Annotated in this window: 21 protein-coding genes; 12 read left to right on the forward strand and 9 right to left on the reverse strand. The window is 69.8% G+C overall.

Going from position 1 to position 23,095, the window contains the following annotated elements:
• Nucleotides 1-40: 40 nt before the first annotated feature.
• Nucleotides 41-2,353: an NADP-dependent malic enzyme gene (locus tag HOQ08_RS00980; protein WP_291190234.1), complete on the forward strand. Its 2,313-nt coding sequence runs from the start codon at nucleotides 41-43 to the stop codon at nucleotides 2,351-2,353.
• 43 nt (nucleotides 2,354-2,396) lie between these two features.
• Nucleotides 2,397-3,428 carry a glycosyltransferase gene (locus tag HOQ08_RS00985; RefSeq protein WP_291190237.1) on the forward strand — a complete coding sequence of 344 codons (1,032 nt, stop codon included), beginning with the start codon at nucleotides 2,397-2,399 and terminating at the stop codon, nucleotides 3,426-3,428.
• Here the strand turns inward: HOQ08_RS00985 and HOQ08_RS00990 are convergent.
• Complete coding sequence (locus HOQ08_RS00990) at nucleotides 3,425-4,405, reverse strand: glycosyltransferase (protein WP_291190239.1); 981 nt, start codon at nucleotides 4,403-4,405, stop codon at nucleotides 3,425-3,427. The two genes, HOQ08_RS00985 and HOQ08_RS00990, sit on opposite strands and share 4 nt — an antisense overlap.
• A 105-nt stretch (nucleotides 4,406-4,510) precedes the next feature.
• Here HOQ08_RS00990 and aceE point away from each other — a divergent pair, with 105 nt between their 5' ends.
• Nucleotides 4,511-7,231, forward strand: a complete 2,721-nt coding sequence (gene aceE, locus HOQ08_RS00995; protein WP_291190241.1) for a pyruvate dehydrogenase (acetyl-transferring), homodimeric type — start codon at nucleotides 4,511-4,513, stop codon at nucleotides 7,229-7,231.
• A gap of 256 nt (nucleotides 7,232-7,487) precedes the next feature.
• Here the strand turns inward: aceE and HOQ08_RS01000 are convergent, their stop codons facing one another.
• From HOQ08_RS01000 to HOQ08_RS01015, 4 genes are all read right to left on the reverse strand, one after another.
• Nucleotides 7,488-9,086 (reverse strand): MFS transporter, encoded by a 1,599-nt coding sequence (locus tag HOQ08_RS01000; protein ID WP_291190244.1) that lies wholly within the window; start codon nucleotides 9,084-9,086, stop codon nucleotides 7,488-7,490.
• 752 nt (nucleotides 9,087-9,838) lie between these two features.
• Entirely contained in the window at nucleotides 9,839-10,168 is a 330-nt protein-coding gene (locus tag HOQ08_RS01005; protein WP_291190247.1) for a hypothetical protein, read from the reverse strand.
• 178 nt (nucleotides 10,169-10,346) lie between these two features.
• Entirely contained in the window at nucleotides 10,347-11,264 is a 918-nt protein-coding gene (locus HOQ08_RS01010) for an arginine deiminase-related protein (protein ID WP_291190250.1), read from the reverse strand.
• Between the two features lie 43 nt (nucleotides 11,265-11,307).
• Complete coding sequence (locus tag HOQ08_RS01015) at nucleotides 11,308-12,564, reverse strand: MFS transporter (protein ID WP_291190253.1); 1,257 nt, start codon at nucleotides 12,562-12,564, stop codon at nucleotides 11,308-11,310.
• Between the two features lie 117 nt (nucleotides 12,565-12,681).
• Here HOQ08_RS01015 and HOQ08_RS01020 point away from each other — a divergent pair, with 117 nt between their 5' ends.
• Nucleotides 12,682-12,984, forward strand: coding sequence for a DUF3247 family protein (locus tag HOQ08_RS01020; RefSeq protein ID WP_291190255.1), 303 nt, complete (start codon nucleotides 12,682-12,684; stop codon nucleotides 12,982-12,984).
• A gap of 3 nt (nucleotides 12,985-12,987) precedes the next feature.
• On the opposite strand, the gene HOQ08_RS01025 is transcribed toward HOQ08_RS01020, so the two are convergent.
• On the reverse strand, nucleotides 12,988-14,805 hold the full coding sequence (locus tag HOQ08_RS01025; protein WP_291190258.1) for an FAD-binding protein: 1,818 nt from the start codon (nucleotides 14,803-14,805) through the stop codon (nucleotides 12,988-12,990).
• 142 nt (nucleotides 14,806-14,947) lie between these two features.
• Here HOQ08_RS01025 and HOQ08_RS01030 point away from each other — a divergent pair, with 142 nt between their 5' ends.
• The 3 genes from HOQ08_RS01030 to HOQ08_RS01040 all read left to right on the forward strand — a co-directional run bounded on the left by HOQ08_RS01030 (nucleotide 14,948) and on the right by HOQ08_RS01040 (nucleotide 17,111).
• Nucleotides 14,948-15,817, forward strand: coding sequence for a LytTR family DNA-binding domain-containing protein (locus HOQ08_RS01030; RefSeq protein WP_291190261.1), 870 nt, complete (start codon nucleotides 14,948-14,950; stop codon nucleotides 15,815-15,817).
• 72 nt (nucleotides 15,818-15,889) lie between these two features.
• Complete coding sequence (locus HOQ08_RS01035; protein WP_291190264.1) at nucleotides 15,890-16,612, forward strand: hypothetical protein; 723 nt, start codon at nucleotides 15,890-15,892, stop codon at nucleotides 16,610-16,612.
• 64 nt (nucleotides 16,613-16,676) lie between these two features.
• Nucleotides 16,677-17,111 (forward strand): DUF6491 family protein, encoded by a 435-nt coding sequence (locus HOQ08_RS01040; RefSeq protein WP_291190267.1) that lies wholly within the window; start codon nucleotides 16,677-16,679, stop codon nucleotides 17,109-17,111.
• 46 nt (nucleotides 17,112-17,157) lie between these two features.
• On the opposite strand, the gene HOQ08_RS01045 is transcribed toward HOQ08_RS01040, so the two are convergent.
• From HOQ08_RS01045 to HOQ08_RS01055, 3 genes are all read right to left on the reverse strand, one after another.
• A complete protein-coding gene (locus HOQ08_RS01045) occupies nucleotides 17,158-17,979 on the reverse strand; it encodes a ferritin-like domain-containing protein (protein WP_291190270.1) in 822 nt (273 codons plus the stop codon).
• Between the two features lie 82 nt (nucleotides 17,980-18,061).
• Nucleotides 18,062-18,478, reverse strand: a complete 417-nt coding sequence (locus HOQ08_RS01050; RefSeq protein ID WP_291190273.1) for a universal stress protein — start codon at nucleotides 18,476-18,478, stop codon at nucleotides 18,062-18,064.
• Nucleotides 18,479-18,523: 45 nt separating this feature from the next.
• On the reverse strand, nucleotides 18,524-19,393 hold the full coding sequence (locus HOQ08_RS01055; protein WP_291190276.1) for a YihY/virulence factor BrkB family protein: 870 nt from the start codon (nucleotides 19,391-19,393) through the stop codon (nucleotides 18,524-18,526).
• Nucleotides 19,394-19,549: 156 nt separating this feature from the next.
• On the opposite strand from HOQ08_RS01055, the gene HOQ08_RS01060 reads away from it, so the two are divergent.
• From HOQ08_RS01060 to HOQ08_RS01080, 5 genes are all read left to right on the forward strand, one after another.
• Nucleotides 19,550-20,008 carry a hypothetical protein gene (locus HOQ08_RS01060; RefSeq protein ID WP_291190279.1) on the forward strand — a complete coding sequence of 153 codons (459 nt, stop codon included), beginning with the start codon at nucleotides 19,550-19,552 and terminating at the stop codon, nucleotides 20,006-20,008.
• 114 nt (nucleotides 20,009-20,122) lie between these two features.
• Nucleotides 20,123-20,653 (forward strand): peroxiredoxin, encoded by a 531-nt coding sequence (locus HOQ08_RS01065; protein WP_291190281.1) that lies wholly within the window; start codon nucleotides 20,123-20,125, stop codon nucleotides 20,651-20,653.
• Nucleotides 20,653-21,111 (forward strand): hypothetical protein, encoded by a 459-nt coding sequence (locus tag HOQ08_RS01070; protein WP_291190283.1) that lies wholly within the window; start codon nucleotides 20,653-20,655, stop codon nucleotides 21,109-21,111. The genes HOQ08_RS01065 and HOQ08_RS01070 overlap by 1 nt, the downstream gene beginning before the upstream one ends.
• A 47-nt stretch (nucleotides 21,112-21,158) precedes the next feature.
• Complete coding sequence (locus HOQ08_RS01075) at nucleotides 21,159-22,001, forward strand: energy transducer TonB (protein ID WP_291190286.1); 843 nt, start codon at nucleotides 21,159-21,161, stop codon at nucleotides 21,999-22,001.
• 79 nt (nucleotides 22,002-22,080) lie between these two features.
• A complete protein-coding gene (locus HOQ08_RS01080) occupies nucleotides 22,081-22,833 on the forward strand; it encodes a DUF2884 family protein (RefSeq protein ID WP_291190289.1) in 753 nt (250 codons plus the stop codon).
• The last annotated feature ends 262 nt before the right edge of the window (nucleotides 22,834-23,095 follow it).

Here is a 23,095-nt window from a genome sequence, read left to right on the forward strand (position 1 = left end):
ACCATGTAAGGCCGCTTCCCTTCGCACAAAGCCGCCACCCATGGCCCAATCCGACGACCTGCGCCACGCCGCGCTCGAGTACCACCGCCACCCCCGTCCCGGCAAGATCAAGGTCACCGCGACCAAGGCGATGGTGACCCAGCGCGACCTGGCGCTGGCCTACTCGCCGGGCGTGGCCTATGCCTGCGAGGCGATCGTCGAGAACCCGCATGCGGCCAGCGAGATGACCGCGCGCGGCAACCTGGTGGCGGTGATCACCAACGGCACCGCGGTGCTGGGCCTGGGCGACATCGGCCCGCTGGCCGGCAAGCCGGTGATGGAAGGCAAGGGCGTCCTGTTCCAGAAGTTCGCCGGCATCGACGTGTTCGACATCGAGTTGAACGAACGCGACCCGGACAAGCTGGTAGACATCATCGCCGCGATGGAGCCGACCTTCGGCGGCATCAACCTGGAGGACATCAAGGCGCCGGAGTGCTTCATCGTCGAGCGCAAGCTGCGCGAGCGGATGAACATCCCGGTGTTCCACGACGACCAGCACGGCACCGCGATCATCGTGGGCGCCGCGGTGCTCAACGCGTTGGAAGTGGTGGGCAAGAAGATCGGCGACGTCAGGCTCGCCACCACCGGCGCCGGCGCGGCCGGCATCGCCTGCCTGGACATGCTGGTGGCCCTCGGCGTGAAACCGCAGAACATCCTCGCCTTCGACCGCGAAGGGGTGATCCACACCGGCCGCCCAGGGCTGGACCCGGACAAGGCGCGCTACGCGCGCGACACCGACAAGCGTTCGCTGGCCGACATCGTCGCCGGCGCCGACGTGTTCCTGGGCCTCTCCGCCGGCGGCATCCTCAAGCCGGAGATGGTCGCCACGATGGCCGACAGGCCGATCATCCTGGCGCTGGCCAACCCCAACCCCGAGATCCTGCCCGAGGACGCCAAGCGCGTGCGGCCGGACTGCATCGTCGCCACCGGCCGCTCGGACTACCCGAACCAGGTCAACAACGCGCTGTGCTTCCCGTACATCTTCCGCGGCGCGCTGGACGTGGGCGCCACCGGCATCAACGAGGCGATGAAGCTGGCCTGCGTGCGCGCCATCGCCGAGCTGGCGCGGATGGAAGCCTCGGATCTGGCCGGCGCCTACGGCGGCGAGGTGCCCTCGTTCGGCGCGGACTACCTGATCCCGCGCCCGTTCGACCCGCGCCTGCTGGTGATGCTGGCCCCCGCGGTGGCGCAGGCGGCGATGGACTCGGGCATCGCCGCCCGTCCCATCGAGGACATGGACGCCTACCGCGAGAAGCTCGGCCAGTTCATCTATCGCACCAGCCTGCTGATGAAGCCGGTCTACGAGCGTGCCCGCGCGGACCTGAAGCGCGTGGTCTACGCCGAGGGCGAGGAAGAGAACGTGCTGCGCGCGGTGCAGACGGTGATCGACGAGAAGCTCGCCTTCCCGATCCTGATCGGCCGCCCCGAGGTGATCGCCACCCGCATCGAGCGGCTGGGGCTGCGCATGCGCGAAGGCGTGGATTTCGAACTGACCAACATCAACGACGACCCGCGCTTCAACGACTACTGGCAGCAGTACCACGCGCTGACCGAGCGCCGCGGCGTCACGCCCGCGGCGGCCAAGAACCTGCTGCGCTCGCGTCCCACGCTGATCGCCGCGATCATGGTCGAGCGCGGCGAAGCCGATGCGATGATCTGTGGCCTGGTCGGTCGCTACCACAAGAAACTCGGCTACCTGCGCAGCGTGTTCGGGCTCGATCCGGGCGTGCAGTGCACCTCGGCGATGACCGGCGTGATCAACGACCTGGGCGCCTGGTTCTTCGTCGACACCCACGTGCAGGTCGACCCCACCGCCGAGCAGATCGCCGAGGCCACGCTGCAAGCCAGCTACCGCCTGAAGCTGTTCGGCATCGAGCCGAAGGTGGCGCTGCTTTCGCACTCCAACTTCGGCAGCCACGACAACGCCAGCGCGGCCAAGATGCGCTGCGCCTACCAGCTGATCCGCGAGCGCGCGCCGAAGCTGGAGATCGACGGCGAGATGCAGGCCGACACCGCCTGGGACGGCGTGCTGCGCCAGCGCATCTTCCCCAACACCACGCTGTCCGGGCGCGCCAACCTGTTCGTGCTGCCCAACCTGGACGCGGCCAACATCGTCTACAACATGGTCCGCGTGATGACCAGCGGCGTGGCGATCGGCCCGATCCTGATGGGCGTGGACAAGAGCGCGCATATCCTCACGCCGGCCTCGACCGTGCGCCGGGTGGTCAACATGACCGCCATCGCCGCAGTGGATGCGCAGATCCGGCTGGCCGCGCGCGAGGCCGGCGCCGGTGTGCTGCGCAGCATGCGCTGAGTGCGATCTGGGCGTATGCTCCGCGTGAAGACCGGGGGTAACCATGGCTGAGCCAAGGGAAGCCCGCATAGGGACACGCCAGCTTCCATCCTGCACCGTGCTGGTCATTGCGTATCGCATGCAGCACACGATCGCCGAATCCTTGCGCTCCGTACTGGCGCAGGAATTGCCGTGCGAGATCATCGTCTCGGACGATTGTTCGGGCGATGAGAGCCTGTCGGTCGTGCGCGGCGTCATGGAGGGCTACACGGGGCCGCACCGAGTCACCATCCGCAGCACGGCGCAGAACCTCGGTCTCTGCGCGCACCTGAACGAGCTGGCCGAGCTCGCCAGCGGCGAGGTGCTGGTGTTCCAGGCCGGCGACGACGTGGCCCGCCCGGACCGGGTGAGGCGCCTGCTGGCGGAGTTCGCCGCCCACCCGGAGGCGCAGGTGGTCGGCTCGGCCGTCGACGACATCGACGAGGAAGGCCACCTGCTCGCCGAAGGGGTACGCGGCTTGCCCCGGCGGCTCGATCAGCGCGCTTTCCTTCGGCGCGGCCGCATGCAGACCGTGCTGGGCGCCTCCATGGCGATCCGCCGTGAGCTGATCACCGGGTTTCCGCCGCTGCACGGCTTCGTGGAAGACAACATGCTCAGCCTGCGCGCCGCGCTGGTGGGCGAGTGCCGCTGCCTTCCGGAAGCCTTGCTCGGCTACCGGCGCCACGGCGGCAACCTCAACGACTGGATGTTCGACCGCAGCGGCCACGACTACTCGACCTACGAGCGCCGCAACCGCCGCGTGCTGACCATGTACCGCCAGATCGCCGCCGACCAGGAGCGTTGCGCGGAGGCCCGCCCCGAATTGCCGGCCGAACGGCGCCGGCTGGCGCTGGCCTTGGCTGCAATGTACCGGCTGGAGGCGGACATGCGCGAGGCGCTGCTCGACCGCCCCCGGCACCAGTGGATCCGCTTGCTGTGGCGCGGACTGCGCCATCCGGGCCTGCATCGCAAGAGCGCCGAGCGCGGCCTGAAGCTGCTGCTGCCGCGCCGCTGGTTCGGCCGCGGTGCGCAGATACGCGGCTACCTGGGCTCCTAGCGCGCCGCGGCCTCGCGGCGCGCGCGCGCCAGCTTGCGCAGCAGCCGGGTCTGCAGGCGCACCGCCGTCCGCCACGGGGCCTGGCCCGGCGCCGCCAGCGCCGCCCGCTCGCGCCAGATCGATCGCAGCAGCGGCGCGTAGGTACGCCGGTCGATAGCCAGCGCCAGCGCATCGGACATGCGCCGCGCGCGGCCTTGTCCATCGAAGCGACTGTCGGCCAGGGTCCGCAGCAGGGCGACGCGATCGTCTATCCATCCGCTGTAGCGATCGGGTTTGCGCGCCAGGCCTTCCCTGCCCAGCGACGAGAAGGCCTGGATATGGCGCCGGAACTGCACCAGCGGGCGATCCACGTACGCCACGCCGCCGCGCGCCGCCGCGAACATCGCCAGCACCCAGTCGTAGAACAGCTCCGGCGGCAGCGGGCGCACGTTCTCGAACAGGTCCCTGCGTACCAGCAGCGCGTGGCCGGATACCGAGTTGGCGAAGGCGAACCGCAGCGGCTCCCGACCGGCCAGCATCTGCGTGTCGTCGGAAATCCTGCGCCCGTTGGGTTGGCCCTCGCCATCGATGTAGGCCGAGTCGCCATACGCCAGATCGGCCGCGCCGATGGCGGCCAGCAGCGTGGCCAGCTTGTCCGTAGCCCACACATCGTCCTGGTCGCTGGGGGCGATGAACTCGCCCCGGCACAGCGACATGGCCCGCTCGAAGCTGCGCGTGGGCCCGAGGTTGGCCGGGTTGGGACGCACCTGCACGCGCGCGTCGCGCCGCGCGTAATCCTGCAGCAGGGCCACGCTGGCGTCGCTGGAGCCATCGTCCACCGCGATGAGTTCCAGGCGAACGTCGCGCTGCGCCAGGATCGAATCCAGCTGCGCCGGCAGGAAGCGCGCCCCGTTGTACACGCTCATGGCGACCGAAATCAGCGGCGAAGGCATGGCGGGCGTGGGCATGTGGTCCGGACCGGTGTGGCGGCGGAGCATGGTAAGCGATGGCTGCCGTGTGGCGGCCCACCCCCTGCAAAGCTAGAATCGGGGGCTCCCCACACGTGAATACAAGAGGCGCCACGCGCGCCGCGGAGAAGCTTCATGGATCAGCTCGATGACGTCCTGAATCAGGATCTCGACCCCACCGAAACCCGCGAATGGGTCGAATCGCTCGATGCGGTCATCCAGCACGACGGCACCGAGCGCGCGCACTTCCTGCTCGAGCGCATGGTCGATTCCACCCGGCGCTCCGGCGGCTACCTGCCGTTCGACCCGACCACCGAGTACGTCAACACCATCGCGCCGGCGAACGAGGCCAAGAGCCCGGGCGACGCGGCGATGGAATGGCGCATCCGCTCGATCATCCGCTGGAACGCGATGGCGATGGTGGTGCGCGCCAACCGCAAGCCGGGCGAGCTGGGCGGGCATATCGCGAGTTTCGCCTCCTCGGCCACGCTCTACGACGTGGGCTTCAACCACTTCTGGCGCGCGCCCTCGGCCGAGCATCCGGGCGACCTGGTGTTCCACCAGGGCCACTCCAGCCCCGGCGTGTACGCCCGCTCCTTCCTCGAAGGGCGCATCGGCGAGGAGCAGCTGGACCTGTTCCGCATGGAGGTGATCGGCAAGGGCCGCGCGCTGTCGTCCTACCCGCATCCGTGGCTGATGCCCGACTACTGGCAGGTGCCCACGGTGTCGATGGGCCTGGGTCCCATCCAGGCGATCTACCAGGCGCAGTTCTGGAAGTACCTCGAGCACCGCGGCCTGATCCCCAAGACCGACCGCAAGGTGTGGTGCTTCATGGGCGACGGCGAGTGCGACGAGCCCGAGTCGCTGGGCGCCATCTCGCTGGCCGGCCGCGAGGGCCTGGACAACCTCGTCTTCGTGATCAACTGCAACCTGCAGCGCCTGGACGGCCCGGTGCGCGGCAACGGCAAGATCATCCAGGAGCTGGAGGGCGTCTTCCGCGGCGCTGGCTGGAACGCGATCAAGGTGATCTGGGGCAGCTACTGGGATCCGCTCCTGGCGCGCGACAAGGACGGCGTGCTGCGCAAGCTGATGATGGAAACGCTCGACGGCGAGTACCAGGCCTGCAAGGCCTTCGGCGGCGCCTACACGCGCGAGCATTTCTTCGGCAAGTACCCGCAGACGCGCGAGATGGTGGCCAACCTCTCCGACGACGACATCTGGCGCCTCAACCGCGGCGGCCATGATCCGCACAAGGTCTACGCCGCCTACCACGCGGCCGTGAACACCAAGGGCATGCCCACGGTGATCCTGGCCAAGACGGTCAAGGGCTACGGCATGGGCCTGGGGTCGGGCGAATCGCAGAACCCGACCCACCAGCAGAAGAAGCTCGACACCGACTCGGTGCGCGCCTTCCGCGACCGCTTCAACATCCCGGTGGCGGACGACAAGCTGGGCGAGGTGCCGTACTACCACCCGGGCAAGGATTCGCCGGAAGTGGAGTACATGATGGAGCGTCGCCGCGCGCTCGGCGGCTTCCTGCCGCAGCGCCGGCGCAAGACCGACGTGCAGCTCAAGGCGCCGGAGCTGTCCGCGTTCGAGCAGATCACCAAAGGCACCGGCGAGCGCGAGATCTCCACCACCATGGCGCTGGTGCGCGGCATGAACCTCCTGCTGCGCGACAAGGCCATCGGCCCGCGCGTGGTGCCGATCGTCGCCGACGAGGCGCGCACCTTCGGCATGGAAGGCATGTTCCGGCAGATCGGCATCTACGCGCCGTTCGGCCAGAAGTACCGCCCGCAGGATTCGGACCAGCTGCTGTACTACCGCGAGGACCAGAAGGGCCAGGTGCTGCAGCAGGGCATCAGCGAGGCCGGCGGCATGGCCTCGTGGATGGCCGCGGCCAGCAGCTACTCGATCAGCAACCAGCCGATGCTGCCGTTCTTCATCTACTACTCGATGTTCGGCTTCCAGCGCATCGGCGACCTCGCCTGGGCGGCCGGCGACATGCGCGCGCGCGGCTTCCTGATCGGCGGCACCTCCGGTCGCACCACGTTGAACGGCGAAGGCCTGCAGCACGAAGACGGCCAATCACACCTGATGTCGGGCGTGATCCCCAATGTCAAGTCGTACGACCCGACCTTCTCCTACGAGGTCGCGGTGATCCTGCAGGACGGCACCCGCCGCATGCTGCAGGAGCAGGAGGACGTGTACTACTACATCACCGTGATGAACGAGAACTACGAGCACCCGGATCTGCCCAAGGGGTGCGAGGAAGGCGTCATCAAGGGGATGTACCTGTTCCGGGATTCGGGTGTCGGCAACGGTGGCGGCAAGGGCAAGTCGAAGGCCAAGGCGCCCTGCGTGCAGCTGCTGGGTTCGGGCACCATCCTGCGCGAGGTGATCGCGGCGGCCGAACTGCTAGAGAAGGACTTCGGCGTGGCCGCCGACATCTGGTCCTGCCCCAGCTTCAGCGAACTGCGCCGCGACGGCTTCGACGCCGAGCGCTGGAACCGCCTGCATCCGGAATCCGAGCAGCGCCTGCCCTATGTCACCCAGCTGCTGCAGGGGCGTTCCGGTCCGGCCGTGGCCGCCACCGACTACGTGCGCGAGTACGCCGACCAGATCCGTGCCTTCATGCCCGATGGCATGCGCTACACCGTGCTGGGCACCGACGGCTACGGCCGCTCCGATACACGCGAGCACCTGCGCGAGTTCTTCGAGGTCGACCGCTACTGGATCGCCCACGCCGCGCTGGCCGCGCTGGCGAAGGACGGCCTGGTCAACGCCAAGGACGTGGCACGCGCGATCAAGGAGTACAAGCTCGACCCGGCGAAGCCCAACCCGCTGACGGTGTGATCGGTCTTGAGCCCCTCTCCCGCCGGGAGAGGGGTTGGGAGAGGGTTCGGTACCGTCGTACATCACGCTTCGCCCGACCCTCGCCCGCCTGCCGGCACCCTCTCCCGGAGGGAGAAGGGTCCGCTCAGGAAGCCTGCGGCAGGTGCTTCGACTTCGGCGCTACGCGCCTACGTCCAGCACGAGTGGCTCAGAAAGTGAACCGTTCACCCTGAGCGTAGCGAAGCGAAGTCGAAGGGTCCTGAGCGCGCAACACCGGCTACTCGGACAACACCCGCTGGATCGCCTCCAGCCCATGCCCGCGCGTCTCGATGCCGCGGCGCGCGAGCAGCCACGCGGCAAGGCCCATCGGCAGCGCGATCAGCAGCGCCGACAGCATGAAATGCTCGAACAGGCCGAGCACGCCCAGCAATGCGCCCAGGATGCCGCCCAGCTTGGAGCCGCCGGCGATCAGGCCCGCGCCGGTGCTGCGCAGATGCACCGGGTAGATCTCTGCCGCATACGGGATCAGCGTGGCGATCACGCCGCTGATGCTGAGCAGCAACAGCACGGTCGCCGCCGTGGTGAGCGCATCCGAGTGCAGCTGCAGCGCGCCGATGATGAAGAACAGCAGCAGCGCGGCGGTGGTCAGGGCGATGAACGACACCAGCGTACGGATGCTGCTCCAGCGCTGGTAGCAGCCCACCACCAGGGCGATGCCGGGCAGGGCAAGGATCGCCGAGCGCGCCAGCAGCGCCGCGCTGGCCTGGGCATCGATGCCCAGCCCGATCAGGTTGGCCGGCAGCCACAGCAGGAAGCCGAAGTTCGCCAACCCCCAGGCCACCGCGCACACCATCAGTCCTCCGGTGATCGCCGCATGCCGGCCGCGCAGCAGCTGGCGCAGGCCGACCCGCGGTGCATCGTGCGCCTGCGTCGCCGGTTGCGGCGCGAGGTCCTGCACCGGCGGCTGGTGGCCGGAGAACTTCAGCAGCACTGCGCGTGCCTGGTCCTCCAGCCCGGCCAGCGCGAGGAAGCGCGGCGACTCCGGGATGTAGCGGTTGAGCAGCACGATCAACGCGCCGGTGGGCAGGTTGAGCAGCCACAGTGCGCGCCAGCTGTAGGCCGGCTCCAGCAGCGTCGCGGCGCCCGAGGCCATGAGGTAGCCGGCCGAGGTGCCGACGCCGCCGAGGGCCACCAGCAGCCAGCCGCGATGCGCGGTGGGAATGGTCTCGGCCATCAGCGTGAAGGTGATCGGCAGCATGCCGCCGGCGGCCGCGCCCATCATGAAGCACATCACCAGGTTCCAGCCGAACGCGGGCATCGCGCCGCAGATCGAGGTGCCCATGAACATCAGCGCGGAAAGCAGGATCGTGGCGCGCCGCCCGAACAGGTCGCCCAGGCGCCCCCACACCACCGAGCCCACCGTGGTGCCGATGAGCGCCGACAGCGCCAGCAGGCCGCCGGTCGCCGCGCTGATGCCGTACTCGGCCGCCAGGCCCGGCATCACGAAGCCGATCGTGGCCGGCTTCATCACGTCCACCGCCAATGCCAGGGTCAGCGCGATCACCAGCTTCCAGTGCTCGCGGTTGAGCGGCGCCTGATCGGCGACGTGGAACGGTAGCGGGCTGCGCTCGGCATGCAGGGTGCGGCGCATCTGCGCCAGCCGCGGCATCAGGCCGTAGGCGGACAGCAGCACGCCCAAGGGCACCAGCGCCATGCCGGCGAGCATCAGGCGGTCCATCGGCATGCCGGCCAGCCGGTAGTGCATGGGCGCGGCCATCGCCAGCATCGGCAGGTGCGCCAGCACGCCGGCCACCACACAGGCGCAGCCGGACCAGAAGGCGAGGGGATGGTGGAAGGTGACGTGCTTGTGGGGCATGCGGGAAGGCGGGTGGACGACGGTCCAAGCTTACCTGCGGCGCATGCGCTTTCACTCGTTTCCCGCGATGGGTGAGTTCACGGTGCGGCCGATACCGCGATCGCCGCGCGCGTCGATGCGTGGTCCGTCGAAGGCCTGCACGCCATCGCCGCCCGGCAACAGGCGGGGGCTGCGCGGACCATCCCAGAGGGCCACGCTCGAGCAGCACCACGCCGGCCCGGGCGCATGCAGGTGCGCCGTGCAAGCCCGCATGGCGGATGCGGTCGTAGCGGGATCGTCCGAGCAGTACGGCGGTTTCCACGCGATTCGGCGTCAGCATCCAAGCGACGTGATGCGACGGACATGACGGCCCCTTCGCGCGCCATCGCCGATACTCGCGATCTCGACAGCCACACGCGGGCTCTCACGATGCAAGGCATGCAAGGCGACGAAGCGGTCGTGCCGGCCGAAGTTGCCCATTCTTCGACAGCGGGGTCGATGGGCGGTCCGCCGGGCGAACCCGAGCACCCGCAGCAGGATCCGCCGCCACCCCCTCCACGGGATCCCGGCGATCCCGGCCGGCCGCAGCAGCCGGAACTGCCACCGGTGGATCCGCATACGCCGACCCTGCCGGAGCCGCGCATGGGCGCGAGCTAAGGACGATCGGGCGCTCGTCCGGCCATTCGCGCGTTCCCGCGGAAGCGGTCCGACCAAGCGGACAGGTTTCCCGACGGGCGCAGGAAGCGCATGCGCGGCGTCAAGCGATCTCCGCTTCAGTCGTCATCGCTGCGCAACAGTTTGCGCAGCAGCAGGAACGCGCCCACGGTACCGGCCACCAGCGCCACGGCGGCCACCGGATGGCGGCTGGCGTGCCGGCGCATGCGGCGGTACTGGTAGCTGGCCTCGTCGGCCAGGTCCTCGGCCATGTGCGAAAGCTGCTTGCCGTAGCCGTTGCCGCGACCGAAACGGCGCGTCAGGTTGCGGCCCCGTTCGACCAGGTCGCTGGCGGTGTCGGCCGTCTCGCTGGCGTAATGGCGCACGCGGTCGCGCACGCGTTCGCTGGCGCCATCGAAGCGCTGCTCGATATCGCGATTTCGGTTCATGGTGCCTCCTGTGCGTCGAGGCCCCAGCCTGAGCGCGCCGGCGTGAGCGAGGCGTCGAAAGGGCCCGCGCGCCGGCGGCGCGATTCAGGCTGGTGTCACCCTGAGGGGCAGGCATCGTGGCGCCCGAGTGCTTCGCGCGGACGTTGGCGGATGCCGCTGCACGGAGACGTGGTGCGGTCTAGAAGATCTCCGCCACGCAGCAACGCAGGCTGCCGCCCGCCTTCTCGATCTCGTCCAGCTCGACCGCGCCGATGCGGAAGCCATACCCGGCCAGCGACTGGCGTTGTTCCTCGGTCAGCGCTGCGGCGGCCGCCGCGCTCATCCAGACACGCTCATCGGCCAATGCGATCGCGTTGCCGGCGAAGGCCTGCTTCTGGGCCGGCGTGAGCCACACCGCCCGCCCGCCGTAGGCTGCGGCGATCGCGCGCGGCACCACGGCGTCGGCGAAGCCGTCCGGCGCCGCGATCACCGCACGGCCGGCCAGCAGCGCCAGCACCACGTTGGTGTGGTACTCGCCCGCGGCCAGCGCGAAGCAGAAGGTCAGGCGCAGCCCGAACGCCTCGTGCATGGCGTGCGCGCCGGCTTCGTCGCAGCGTTCGGACAGGCCGCAGTAGCCCACCCCGCGCGCATGGTCGATCACCAGCGAACCGGTCAGCTCGGCGACGCAGTCGGTGCGGCCTGAGAGGTCGATCTCCCGGTAACCGATGGCCTGGGTGAAGAAGTCGCGCACGTCGCGGCGGCCCGCTTCGCGCTGGCGCACCGCATGACGCATGCGGCCGACGATCAGCCGCCCGGGCGCGGTGGCGAACACGTTGTTGGGAAACACCGCGTCGGGCGTGCTGGCGTCGCCGGGGAAGGTGATCACCGGGCAATCGGCGCGCAGCGCCTGCGCGAGCGCCGCGTGCTGGGCCAGCGCGCGCAGCGGGTCGACGTCGCGTTCCAGGTCCATGTAGCGGTTGTCGCTGGCCGACTCGGCCGCCAGCGCGAATTCCGCCGGCGCCAGCAGGAAGGCCGCGCGCGCGGTGGCCTGCGCACCGGGCAGCGGCGACAGCGTCGCGAAGGCTTCGAGGAAGGCGTCGGGCGAAGTGACGATCACGGCAGGGCTCCCTGAGGGTATGCCCATGGTAAGCGCGGGCGGCTTAAAGCGTCTTGGCGGTGGCCTCCTCCGCCGCCTCGATCGCCGCCGCTTCCAGGTGCAGCTTCTGGCGCCGGCGCAGCGTGGGGAACATCGCCATCCACAGCCCCACCACCGCCAGCGTGCCGATGCCGCCCACCACCGCCGCGCCCACCGCGCCCAGCCACGCGGCCACCAGGCCGGACTCGAATTCGCCGAGCTGGTTGGAGGTGTTGATGAAGATCGAGTTGACCGCGTTGACGCGCCCGCGCATCGCATCGGGCGTATCCAGCTGCACCATCGAACCGCGGATCACCATGCTCACCATGTCGAACGCGCCGCCGGCAAACAGTGCGGCCAGCGACAGCCACATCCACGGCGACAGCGCGAACACCAGCGTGGCCACGCCAAAGCCCGCCACCGAGGCGAACATGAGCATGCCCACGCGCCGCGTCAGGTCGTGCCGCGCGAGCGCGAACGACATCAGCAGCGCGCCGACCGCGGGCGCCGCGCGCAACAGGCCCAGCCCCCACGGGCCGGTGTGCAGGATGTCGCGGGCGAAGATCGGCAGCAGTGCGGTGGCGCCGCCGAACAGCACCGCAAACAGGTCGAGCGAGATCACGCCCAGCACGTCCTTGCGCGCGCGGATGAAGTGCACGCCGGCGAACAGCGACCTGAGCGTGGCCGGTTCGCGCTTCGGCGGCGTCTGCTCGTAGCGCAGCACCGCCATCAGCGTGGCGGCGACCAGGTACAGCCCGGCCGCACTCGCGTAGACCACGCCGGGGCCGGCCACATAGAGCAGGCCGCCCACCGCCGGGCCCAGCACCATCGCCATCTGGAAGGCCGAGCCGCTCACCGCCACCGCACGCGGCAGGATCGCCGGCGGCACCAGCACCGGCAGCAGCGAGGACATCGAGGGCGACTCGAACGCCTTGGCCGTGCTGATCACGAAGACCAGCGCCAGGATGCCCCGCTCGTCGATGCGGTGGGCGAAGCTGAGGAAGGCAAGCAGGGCGATCGCGCACCATTCGACGATCTGCCCGATCAATACCACGCGGCGTCGTTCGAACTGGTCGGCCACGTGGCCGGCTGGCAGGGCCAGCAGCACCGAGGGAAAGAACTGCACCAGTCCGATCAACCCCAGGTCCAGCGCGCGGCCGGTGATCGCGTAGATCTGCCAGGCCACCGCCACCGACAGCATCTGGAAGCCGAAGCCGGAGGCGATGCGGGCGAACCAGAACTGCACGAAGGCGCGGTGCTGCAGCAGCGAGTCGGGGCGCATGGAAATTTCCGCGGGCGAAGGGGGAATTATCGCCGGCGGCGGCGCGGCCGGGAACTTCACGGCCACTTGCCCATTCGCGCCCTAGCCTCGCCCCATCGCCGCAGCAGGAGACGCGCCATGGGCCGCCAGGCCGAACACGTCTACACCGACCAGCCCACCATCGCGCGCTTCAACGGTATGGTCGAGCACCTGCAGAACGGCGCGCGCGTGCGGCTGCACCTGGCCGACGGCAGCAGCTGCGAGGGCGTGGTCGCCGCACGGCCGACGGTGCAGGAGTACTACGACGGCGACGGCAACGAGGGCAGCAATGGCGTGGTGCACCTGGAGCGCGAGGGCAGCTCGGAGTGGAAGCGCTACGTCTGGTTCGACCAGATCGAGCGCATCGAACATTTCGGTTCCGATGCGCCTTCGTGGAACTAGCGGTCAGCCGGCAGCGCTGCCGCGGCTGAAGCCATCCGCGCTCCAGCCTTCGCTGCCCACGCCGTGGTGCACGAAGAACAGGCCGTCGGGGTCGTACTTGCGTTTCGCGGCGGCGAGCCTCGCGTAGTTGCTTCCCCAGAAGCCCTGCTGCCAGTCGCGCAGGAAGTAGTCGCTTTCCGAAACGTAGGAGCCGGCGTTGGGCGCCACGGCGCGAAGTGGAGCCATCGTCTGCTCGACGGCCGTCGCCCTGCGCCGCGCCATGGCCAGGTCGGGCTTCGCGCCTGGCATGCCCGGAAAAGCAGGGGCGTCGCCGCAGGCGCTGATGGCGAGGGCGAACGCGTCGAGCACTTGCGGGTGCGTGGCGGTGTCGCGCGCGCGGGCGATTGCGTCGGCAGGCGCACCGGCCAGGCCCTTGTTGAAGTGCAGCGCGACGCCGTGGTGCCGTGCGGCTTCGGACAAGGCATCCACCAAGGCAGCCTGCCGCGCCGGCTGCAGCAGCGTGGCCGGCAGCCATGCCGACTGGTAGCCGTGGATGAACCAGCCCACCTGGTCGTGGTCGCCGGCCCACACGAAGTGGTGGCGGGGCGCGCCTGGCCGATCGTCGGACACGATGGCGCTCGGCAGGTATCTGCGCAGGAATTCGGCGTCCCATAGATGCCGGGCCGGCGCCGCCAGTACCTGGAACGCCCGGGTGACGCGGACGTCCTTGCGGGCCTGCACCCAGGCTAGGAAGGGCGCCCAGGTCTGCTCGGCCTGTTGCTGGGTGAGGCCCTGGAACACCATGGAGACCTCGAAGGTGTCGCCACCGTAGAATTTCATCTGCTCGCCCCAGTGCGGGTTGAACAGCGCGCGCTGGTAGAAGCCCACCGCCTCGGCGACCAGGGCGCGGTAAGCCGCGGCCGTGTCGGCCTTGATGGTGAGGTTGACGCCACCGAAGAACCCGGGAAGCTCGAAGGTGCGCAGGGTCAGCCGCGTGACCACGCCCAGGCTGCCGCCACCACCGCCCTTGAGGCCCCAGAACAGCTCGGGGTTCGTGCAGGCGTTGGCGATGCGCACCTGGCCATCGGCGGTCACCACTTCGGCCTCCAGCAGGTTGCACGCGGCCGTGCCCCATTGCTTCGAGAAGCTGCCGAAGCCGCCGCTCTGCACCAGCCCGGCCACCCCCACCGTGGTGCAGCCGCCGCCCTGCACATAGCGGCCGCCGCGGGTGGTCACGGCGTCGTAGGCGTCGATCCACATGGCACCCGCCTGCACGCTCACCGCCGGCAGTGGCGCGACGCGGCCGGTGCAGCCTTGCGGCACGAAGGCGTCGTGCAGGGCGACCTGGTTCATGTGGCGCGTCCATACCAGCAGCGAATCGGCCGCGTTGGAGGTGCCCTGGTAGCTGTGCCCGCCGCCCTTGACCACCAGGCGCAGGCGGTGCCGCCGCGCGAAATCCACCGCCGCGGCCACGTCGGCCGACGATGCGGCCGCCACCGCATAGGCGCTGGGCCGCGAGGTCCAGGCATCGGCCCAGCCGCTGGTCTGGGTCAGCGCCGGGTCGTCGCCCAAAGCGAAGGGGTTGCCCAGTTCCTTCAGCGCCTTCGCGCGGGCGTCGGCGCTGGCCCCGGGGGCGAACGGCGACACCGGCTCCAGCAGGCGTCCGCCGACCGCACGGCGCAGCGCGTCCCACTCGGCTGGCGCCGGCCAGCCCGGTTGGCCCGGCCGCAGCCGCGCGCGCAGGGCACCGGACACGGCGGCGGGCAGGGCCTGGGCGGTGCGAGCCAGCAGGGGCAGCAGCGGCAGGGTGAGGGCAGCCTTCAGCAGTTCGCGTCGTTTCATCGCAGTGGCTCCAGGTGGATCGATGCAGCCTACGGCGTGCACCCGCCGCCGGCACGGCACGGGTGACCGGCCGTGGGGCGGCCGGGACGAGCCGCCAGCCCGCTGGGACGAACCGTGGCGGCGCCCACGTAGAATCGGCCGCATGAACCGCACGGCCGGCCTCGAATACCGAACCTTTCACCGCTGGCGCAAGCCGGCCGAGGTCGGTTTCTGGATCCTGCTGGCGCTGCTCAACACCGTGTTCAACAGCATGGTGGCGCAGATCGACAACGCGCGGATCGCCGCCTGGGAGCCGTGGGTGTGGGAGTGGACCAGCTCGCTGGTGATCCTGGCGCTGGTGCCGGCGGTGCTGGCGGTGGAGCGGCGCTGGCCCTTTCGCGTCGACACCTGGCGGCGCAGCCTGCCCTGGCACCTGCTGGCGACGGTGCCCTTCAGCCTGCTGCACGTCACCGGCATGGTGGCCCTGCGCGCGCTGGCCTACCGCCTGGTCGGCCAGCGCTACGAGTGGGAGCCGGGCTACGGCTACGAGTACCTCAAGGACATCCGCACCTACTTCATCCTGATCGCGCTGATCTGCCTGTCGCGGCTGTGGCTGGTGCGCTGGCAGGGCGAGGCGCGGCTGCTTTCGGCGCCCGACGAGGGCCCGCCGGTGGAACCGGTGGAGCGGCCCGAGCGGTTCCTGGTGCGCAAGCTGGGCAGGGAGTTCCTGGTCAACGCACGCGAGATCGAATGGCTGCAGGCGGCGGGCAACTACGTCAACCTGCACGTGCGCGGGCGTGACTATCCGCTGCGCACCACCATGGCGGCGATCGAGGAGCGGCTGGATCCCGCGCGCTTCGTGCGCGTGCACCGCAGCTACTTCGTCAATCTCGACTACCTGGCCGAGATCGAACCGCTGGACACCGGCGATGCGCGGCTGAAGCTGCGCGACGGGGCGAGCGTTCCGTGCAGCCGCCGCTACCGCGCGCAGTTGCGCGAGCGTTTCGGCGACACGCCGGCCACCACGGCCTGAACCGGCGTCGTGCTTGCGCCGCTCCCGCGCACGCTCCACGCTAAGGCTTTCCTCAAGTCCCGGAGTGCGCCGATGAAGCTGCCGTCCCGTCCTTCCGCGATCGCGCTGTGCGGCCTGCTGGCGCTCGCCGGTTGCTCCTCGCAGGACCAGGACCAGGGCGCCAACCCGGGCCCGGCCGCCTCCGCCCAGGCCGATGCGGCAGCGCGCAAGCTCGACACCTACCGCCAGCTGCTGCGCATCCACAACGACGAGATGGCGGTGACCATGGGTCACGACATCCTCGACCACTACCCCGGCAGCGCCGCGGCGAAGGAGGTCGAGCAGACCCTGCCCGAGATCGAGAAGCGCTGGAAGGAAAACAGCGAGAAGAACCGCCTGGCCACGCTGTGGCTCTACCAGGTGTCGCCGATGGAAGGCGGCACGCAATCGACCGCCACCATCTACGCCAGCCAGCCTGCCGCCAACGACCGCGTGCGGCTGGTGCTGCGCCGGCACACCGCATGGGGTCAGAACGCGTTCCTGTTCGGCAGCGGCCACGGCTTCGTCTGCCGCGGCAATTGCACCATTCCCGCCACCTTCGACGGCAAGCCGCACGGCATCAAGGCGTTCGCGCCGTCCACCGGCGAGCCGGCGCTGATGATCCGCGACGACAGCGACTTCATCGCACGGCTACAGAAGGCGAAGAAGATCACCATGGACGTCACCCTGGTCGACGGCGAGAAGAAGGAGACTCTGGTCTACGAGGTCGGCGGCTTCGACCCGGCCAAGTGGCAGGCGCTGCCGAAGAAGAAGTGACGGTACACCGGCGCGCCGCTGGCGCGTTGACTGCCTTGCCCGCCATGGCAGAGGAGGCACGCCCATGTCCTTCAAGCGAGTGATGTTCGCCGGCACCGCGGCCGCGCTGCTGGCCGCCTGTTCCAGCGTCCCGTATGCGCAGCGCGAGGCCCAGCGCACGGCTGCCTACGGCGCGGCCGCCGGCGCGCCGGTCAAGAGCTTCCGCTTCTTCGCGCCGCTGTGGTCGTGGGAGCCGCTGGGCGAGGACCAGGTGGTCATCTACACCCGGCCCAGGGAGGCCTGGCTGCTCGACGTGCCCGGCTGCAACCAGCTGCCGTTCGCCACGGCGATCGGGCTGACCTCCAACCTCGACCAGGTATCGGTCAACTTCGACAAGGTGCTCACCGGGCAGGGCCAGTTCCCGTGCACGATCACCCGGATCCGCCCGGTCGACGTCGGCAAGCTCAAGGCGGTGCAGCAGGAACAGCGCAAAATCGAGGCCCAGCCTCGCCCCTCCTGAGCCCGTGCGCGGTAGGGTGGGTTTCAGCCCACCCCACGGTTTGCCGTCAGTTGAGAAACAGCTTCTCGGCCAGCTTCGCCAGCGGTTTCTCCAGCGCGCCCTGCAATCGCGGCGGAAAGTCCAGCGGCTTGAGCAGCATCTTCACCGTCATCTCGGCCGGAATGTGCCGGCGCAGCAGGTCCTGCGCCTTGCCGGCGACCTTGCGGAAGGCCTCGCGGTCGCCCCGGTGCTGCGGGTAGCACTGCTCGAACACGTGGCGCAGGGCGATGTCGCTGTCCTCGCTGCGGATCTCGTTGACCCGCCTGAGCACCGCGCGGAACACCTTGTAGCGGCCCAGCCCTTCGGTGTCGCGGTAGCGGCGGAAGTGCTGGTAGAAGTACTTGAAGTGGCGCACCTCGTCGCTCTTGATGTAGCCGGTGAGCTGCTTGAGCACCGGCTCGTCGGTGATCTCGTGCAGCGCGCGGTAGAGGCTGGCGGTGCCGGTCTCGACCACGCAGCGCGCGGCCAGCTCCAGCCCGCGGCTGTCCTCCAGCTGCTCGGCCGTGCACACCGCGCCGTACTCGGTCCAGAACGCGGCGAAACCCCTGTCCCAGTCGAACTCCGGCCACACCGCGCGCACGTAGGCGGCGAGCGCGCGGCCGTGCTGCAGCTCCTCATGCTCCCAGTGCTGGCTGAGCCAGGTCTGCAGTACCTCGTCGCCGTCGAAGTGGGCGACCAGGTTGTGCGTGTACAGGTCCGAGCCGCTCTCGACGAAGGAGGAGCTGCACAGCAGGAAGAACAGCTCTTCGTTGTGGCGCACGCACGTGCGGTCGATGCGCCCGAGGTCGAGGCTTTCGAGCATCCAGGGCAACGAGGGAACGTAGCTCACGCGAACTCCGGCGTGTGACCGAATGGTGACAAAGCATACGGCCTGGCGTTGCCGGCGGATTAACCCCGCCCGACCCGCTGCCTCAGCGCACCACCGTCACCGGCACATGCGCGCGCGCCAGCACGTCGCCGGAGACCGAGCCGAGCAGCCACCGTGCCAGGTTGCCACGCTCGGTGTGGCCGATCACGATGTGGTCGATGCCGTGCTGCTGCACCTGGCCGAGCAGCACGTCGCCCGGGCTGCCATGGGTCACTTCCACGTCGACCAGGTGCCTGGCGTCCGGCTCCATGGCGACCAGTTCGTCCAGCAGCTCCTGCGCACGCTGCGCGCTGGAGTCGGCCATCATCAACGTGCAGGCGTCGGCGCCGCCCTCGGTCACCTGCAGCACGGAGACCACCCGTACCCGTCCACGGCAGACGCGCGCCAGGGCGACGGCGAGCTGGAACGCCCGTTGCGAGGTGGGTGAGCCGTCGTAGCCGACCAGCGAATAACTGAACATGGCGCTTCTCCGTTGCGCGTGTGCCGGATGATTATGCCGCTGCCGTCAGCGATCGCACGGTTCGACCACCCGCGCGTGCAGGTTGGGACGGATCGGCACGCCGCGCACCTCCGCCACGTTCTGGGTCAGCTCCGCGCCGAGCAGCAGGATCACCACCGAGTAGTACACCCACACCAGCAGCACCACCACGCTGCCGGCCGGTCCGTAGGCGCCGCCCACGTTGCTGTGGGAGAGGTACACGCTGATGCCGAACTTGCCCACGGCGAACAGCACCGCAGTGAAGGCGCCGCCCAGCAGCGCGTCGCGCCAATGGATGCGCGCGTCGGGCAACACCTTGTAGATCGAGGCGAACACCAGACCGAACAGCAGCAGCGCCGCCAGCGCGTCGATGCCGTTCCAGGCAACGGTGTCGCTGCGCACGAACACGGCGATCGCGGCGCTCGCCACCAGCGAGACGATCAACAGGAACGCCAGCGTCAGCAGCAGGCCCAGCGCATGCATGCGCGTGAGCAGCCAGCTGAACACCGCGTTGCGCGGCGCCGCGCGCAGGTTCCACACGCGGTTGATCGCCAGCTGCAGCTGCGCGAATACCGTCGAGGCGCCGACAAGGGTCACCAGCAGGCCGAGGATGCCGGCCCAGTGGCCCAGCTGCGGGCGCTGCTTGGCGTTGCTGATCACCAGCTGCACCGCATCGGAGGCGCGCGTGCCGACCAGGTGGCTGATCGAGCCGACCAGCTGGTGCTGCCAGGCCGGCTGCAGCGAGGCGACCAGCCACAGCAGCAATACCAGCAGGGGCGCGAACGACAATGCCGAATAGAACGCGACGGCCGCCGCGTGCGTCATCAGGTCGTCCTTGGCCGCGCCACTCGCGGTGCGTTTGACCACCTCGACGACGGATTGCCACAGCGGCCGCATGCGTGCCCTCCAGGCTTCGGTGGCGCAAAGCATGGAGCGGCACCTGCGCGGCGATCGTGAACGCCCCTCGCCGCATTTGCTGGCGGTTCCTTCACCCGCGGCGGGACAGACTCGACCACGGGCCACAAGCACCCCGACGGGGAGAGGAGACCTGCGATGAACATGCGTACCGCTGCATTGGCGAGCCTGATCCTGGCTGGCGCAACGGCGCTGTCCGCATGGCCGGTGGAGCGCGCACGCGCCGCCGAGCCGACGGTCAAGTGCGAACTGAGCTACAACCTGCATGGCTGGTCGATCATCTACAAGCAGGCCGAAGGCACCGGCACGGTCCACTGCAACAACGGGCAGAGCGCTCCGGTGAAGATCAGCGTGATCGGCGGCGGCCTGACCGCCGGCAAATACCGCATCGACAACGGCAAGGGCGAAATCTCCAAGGTGCACGGCATAAGCGAGGTCTTCGGCGACTACGTGCAGGCGGGCGCCGAGGCCGGCGTGGTCAAGAGCGCGCACGTGCAGGTGCTGACCAAGGGGACCACCTCGCTCGCCCTGTCCGGCACCGGCCAGGGCATCGACCTGGGCGTGTCGGTGGGCAAGTTCACCATCGCCCGCCGGTAGTCGGGCAGAGGGCCTGCACCCATCGTTCGGGCATCGACGGTGGACGGTCCGGCTGCCCTGCGCATCCGCCGCGGCGTACACTCGGCGGGCCTTGCCTTCCCTCGGAGTCCCGCCATGCGTCGCCTGTTGCCGTCCATTGCGATCATCCTGTTTGCCGGCCTCATCGCACCGGCCTGGGCCGCCATGCCCGCGGTCGGCCAGCCGGCCCCGGGCTTCCGCCTGCAGGACCAGAACGGCCACTGGCAGACGCCGGCCGATCACCATGGCCGCTGGCTGGTGCTGTACTTCTATCCGAAGGACTTCACCCCCGGCTGCACCACCGAGGTGTGCACCTTCCGCGACGACGTCCTGAAGCTGCGCAAGGCTGGGGCCGACGTGGTCGGCGTCAGCCTGGACGACGTCAAGTCGCACGCGGACTTCGCCCGCAAGTACCACGTGCCGTTTCCGCTGCTGTCCGACGCCGACCGCAAGGTGGCCGAGTCCTATGGCGTGCTGACCAGCACGATGGGCATGCACTACGCCAAGCGCACCACTTTCCTGATCGACCCCAGGGGCAACGTCGCCAAGATCTACCGGGACGTCGACCCGGAGAAGAATTCCGCGCAGGTGCTGGCCGATCTGGCCACGCTGAAGGCGGCGTCCTGATGGCGCAGGCTGCCGTCGCAATGCTGCCGCGCTTCGCCGCCTGGCGCGTGGCCGCCTGGATGTTGCTGCTGCTCGCCGCCTTCGGCGGCGTGCAGTACCTGCGTTATGGCGACTGGCCCTACCTGGCCGGGACGCTGGTGGTCATCGTGGTCTGCGCCGGCAGCATCCTGCGCCAGCCCTGGGCGCGGCAGGCGCTGCGCGTGGTGGCGTTGCTGCTGGTGCTGTGGGTGCTGGCCAGCGGCGGCCTGATGTTCGCGCAGTGGGACCAGTTCGCCCAGGCGCGCGCCCATGCGCTGGCCCAGCCGCGGCCGGAAATCCTGCTGCTGGTGATCGAGCAGGCCCGCCGCAGCTACCTGCTCGGCCTGTTGCTCAAGGCCATGCTGGTCCCGCTGCTGCTGTGGCTGGCCTGGCAACTGGGTCAGCCGGCGGTGCGCGCGCAGTTCGTGGCTCGCCAATAGCGCCAGCGCGCTAGACTTCCGGCACCCGAATCGCCGAGAGCTAAGGGATGAAGCGCTTGCTATTGGGAATGCTGGGACTATTGCTGGCCGGCTCCGTGTCCGCCGGCGGACTGCTCGCCGTGCGTGCGAGGGTCGAAGGCAGCATGGTGGTGACGGGCACGATCGGCGTCACGCCGCAGGGCACGGTGCTCGGCTACACGCTCGACCAGTCGGAGAAGCTGCCGCCGGTCGTCGTGGAGGTGATCGGCAAGACCGTGCCGGGCTGGACTTTCCAGCCGGTGCTGCAGGACGGCAAGCCGGTGGCGGCCAAGGCGAAGATGAACTTGCGCCTGGTGGCCAGGCCCCTCGGCGAGGGCAAGTACCAGGTGGCCGTACGCAGCGCCTACTTCGGTGACGAGGAAGCCGCCGCCAAGGAGATGGTGGTCACCAGGACGAAACCGCGCTACCCGCGCGAGGCGATCCAGGAGCGGGTCAGCGGTACGGCTTACGCGATCCTGCGCATCGACCGTGCAGGCCACGTCGCCGATGCGTTCGCCCGGCAGGTGAACATGCGCGTGCTCGCCGACGACAAGGAGCTGGAGCGCATGCGCAAGCTGTTCGCCGAGGCGACGGTGAAGGCCCTGCAGCAATGGATCTTCGTACCGGCGGAGCCTGCCGACCGCAAGCCTTACCGCATCGTCCAGGTGCCCGTGAGCTACGAGGTGTCCGAGGCGGGGCACCTGCCGTTCCGCGAGGTTTACGGCCAGTGGCAGAGCTACGTGCCGGGCCCGACGGAACCCGCGCCCTGGTTCGACAGGGACATGATGCTCACCGGCGGCGACGCCCTGCCGGGCGATGGCGTCTACGGCCCGTCCAGCCTTTCGCTGCTGACGCCGCTCGACAACGGCTGAGCCGCGCGCCGCGGGCGGTTCAGCCCGGGTTGACGCAGGGGCGGGTATCGCTTGAGGCCCGCCCACCCGGAAGCACGCGATGCGCCCGCGGTATCTGATCGCCTGTCTCATGCTGTCCACCCCGTTGCCGCTCCTGCACGCGCAGGACCTGGCGGCGACCTGCCACGCCAGCAGCAGCTACGACCTGACGGTCAAGCCGGACGCCCTGCTTTTCGACCGGCCGCAGCCGGCGCCCTTCCAAGTGCAGCTGGCCAGCGGCAGCCTGCGCACCGACGGCCGGCCGGTGCGGCTGGATGCCGAGAGCCAGGACCGGCTGGCCCTGTTCGAGCGCGAACTGCGCGCGCTGGTGCCGCGCGTGCGCGCCGTCGCCGTCGCCGGCGTGGAACTGGCCATGCGCGCGATGCACGACGAGGCAGCCGGCATGCGCCTGGCCCCCGCCACGATGGCCGAACTGGATCGCCGCCTCGCCGCGCACGCGGCCGAACTGCGGCAACGCATCGCGCAGAGCAACAGCACGCACGACTGGCAGGGCGACCTGGCGCAGCAATACGCCGACCGCATCGCCGGCGACCTGGTACCGCTGGTCGCCGGCGACCTGGGCCAGCAGGCGCTCGCCGCCGCCATGAGCGGCGACCTGGACGAGGCCGCGCGCCTGCGCGATCAGGCGGCGGACCTGGCCACCCAGCTGCAGCCGCGGCTGCAGCGGCGCATGCAGGCGCTGCGCCCGCAGGTGCAGGCCTTGTGCCCGTCGATCCGGCGCCTGGCGGACCTGCAGCAGGGCGTGCGCGGTGCCGATGGGCAACCGCTGGACCTGGTGCAGGTCGGGGGATGAGGCGGCTCGCGCCGCCTGCCGGCGCTCCGGCGGCAGCAGGCGGGCGACCTTTCCCGGACGTGCTCCTGGCCGGCGCGCGCCGCGCCGCTTGTCGCTTACGGCTGCGCCGCCAAGGCCTGGCAGTGCTGGCCGGGCGCAGGACATGCGCCGTAGTCGCCGCGTGAATGCGCGCGCACATTCCGAACGTTGCCTGAGGACGAAAGTGCGCGCGGCGCAAATTAATCCACGGCTAAGTAGCGAGGTCCGACCATGGCCGCTCCCT

Source organism: Frateuria sp. (genome assembly GCF_013362045.1).
In the GTDB taxonomy this organism is placed as follows: Bacteria; Pseudomonadota; Gammaproteobacteria; order Xanthomonadales; family Rhodanobacteraceae; genus Frateuria_A.

Excerpts from the sequence above, each read along its gene's own strand:
- HOQ08_RS00980 (WP_291190234.1), top strand. The coding sequence starts at position 41 with ATGGCCCAATCCGACGACCTGCGCCACGCCGCGCTCGAGTACCACCGC.
- HOQ08_RS00985 (WP_291190237.1), top strand. The coding sequence starts at position 2,397 with ATGGCTGAGCCAAGGGAAGCCCGCATAGGGACACGCCAGCTTCCATCC.
- HOQ08_RS00990 (WP_291190239.1), bottom strand. The coding sequence starts at position 4,405 with ATGCTCCGCCGCCACACCGGTCCGGACCACATGCCCACGCCCGCCATG.
- aceE (WP_291190241.1), top strand. The coding sequence starts at position 4,511 with ATGGATCAGCTCGATGACGTCCTGAATCAGGATCTCGACCCCACCGAA.
- HOQ08_RS01000 (WP_291190244.1), bottom strand. The coding sequence starts at position 9,086 with ATGCCCCACAAGCACGTCACCTTCCACCATCCCCTCGCCTTCTGGTCC.
- HOQ08_RS01005 (WP_291190247.1), bottom strand. The coding sequence starts at position 10,168 with ATGAACCGAAATCGCGATATCGAGCAGCGCTTCGATGGCGCCAGCGAA.
- HOQ08_RS01015 (WP_291190253.1), bottom strand. The coding sequence starts at position 12,564 with ATGCGCCCCGACTCGCTGCTGCAGCACCGCGCCTTCGTGCAGTTCTGG.
- HOQ08_RS01020 (WP_291190255.1), top strand. The coding sequence starts at position 12,682 with ATGGGCCGCCAGGCCGAACACGTCTACACCGACCAGCCCACCATCGCG.
- HOQ08_RS01025 (WP_291190258.1), bottom strand. The coding sequence starts at position 14,805 with ATGAAACGACGCGAACTGCTGAAGGCTGCCCTCACCCTGCCGCTGCTG.
- HOQ08_RS01030 (WP_291190261.1), top strand. The coding sequence starts at position 14,948 with ATGAACCGCACGGCCGGCCTCGAATACCGAACCTTTCACCGCTGGCGC.
- HOQ08_RS01035 (WP_291190264.1), top strand. The coding sequence starts at position 15,890 with ATGAAGCTGCCGTCCCGTCCTTCCGCGATCGCGCTGTGCGGCCTGCTG.
- HOQ08_RS01040 (WP_291190267.1), top strand. The coding sequence starts at position 16,677 with ATGTCCTTCAAGCGAGTGATGTTCGCCGGCACCGCGGCCGCGCTGCTG.
- HOQ08_RS01050 (WP_291190273.1), bottom strand. The coding sequence starts at position 18,478 with ATGTTCAGTTATTCGCTGGTCGGCTACGACGGCTCACCCACCTCGCAA.
- HOQ08_RS01055 (WP_291190276.1), bottom strand. The coding sequence starts at position 19,393 with ATGCGGCCGCTGTGGCAATCCGTCGTCGAGGTGGTCAAACGCACCGCG.
- HOQ08_RS01060 (WP_291190279.1), top strand. The coding sequence starts at position 19,550 with ATGAACATGCGTACCGCTGCATTGGCGAGCCTGATCCTGGCTGGCGCA.
- HOQ08_RS01065 (WP_291190281.1), top strand. The coding sequence starts at position 20,123 with ATGCGTCGCCTGTTGCCGTCCATTGCGATCATCCTGTTTGCCGGCCTC.
- HOQ08_RS01070 (WP_291190283.1), top strand. The coding sequence starts at position 20,653 with ATGGCGCAGGCTGCCGTCGCAATGCTGCCGCGCTTCGCCGCCTGGCGC.
- HOQ08_RS01075 (WP_291190286.1), top strand. The coding sequence starts at position 21,159 with ATGAAGCGCTTGCTATTGGGAATGCTGGGACTATTGCTGGCCGGCTCC.
- HOQ08_RS01080 (WP_291190289.1), top strand. The coding sequence starts at position 22,081 with ATGCGCCCGCGGTATCTGATCGCCTGTCTCATGCTGTCCACCCCGTTG.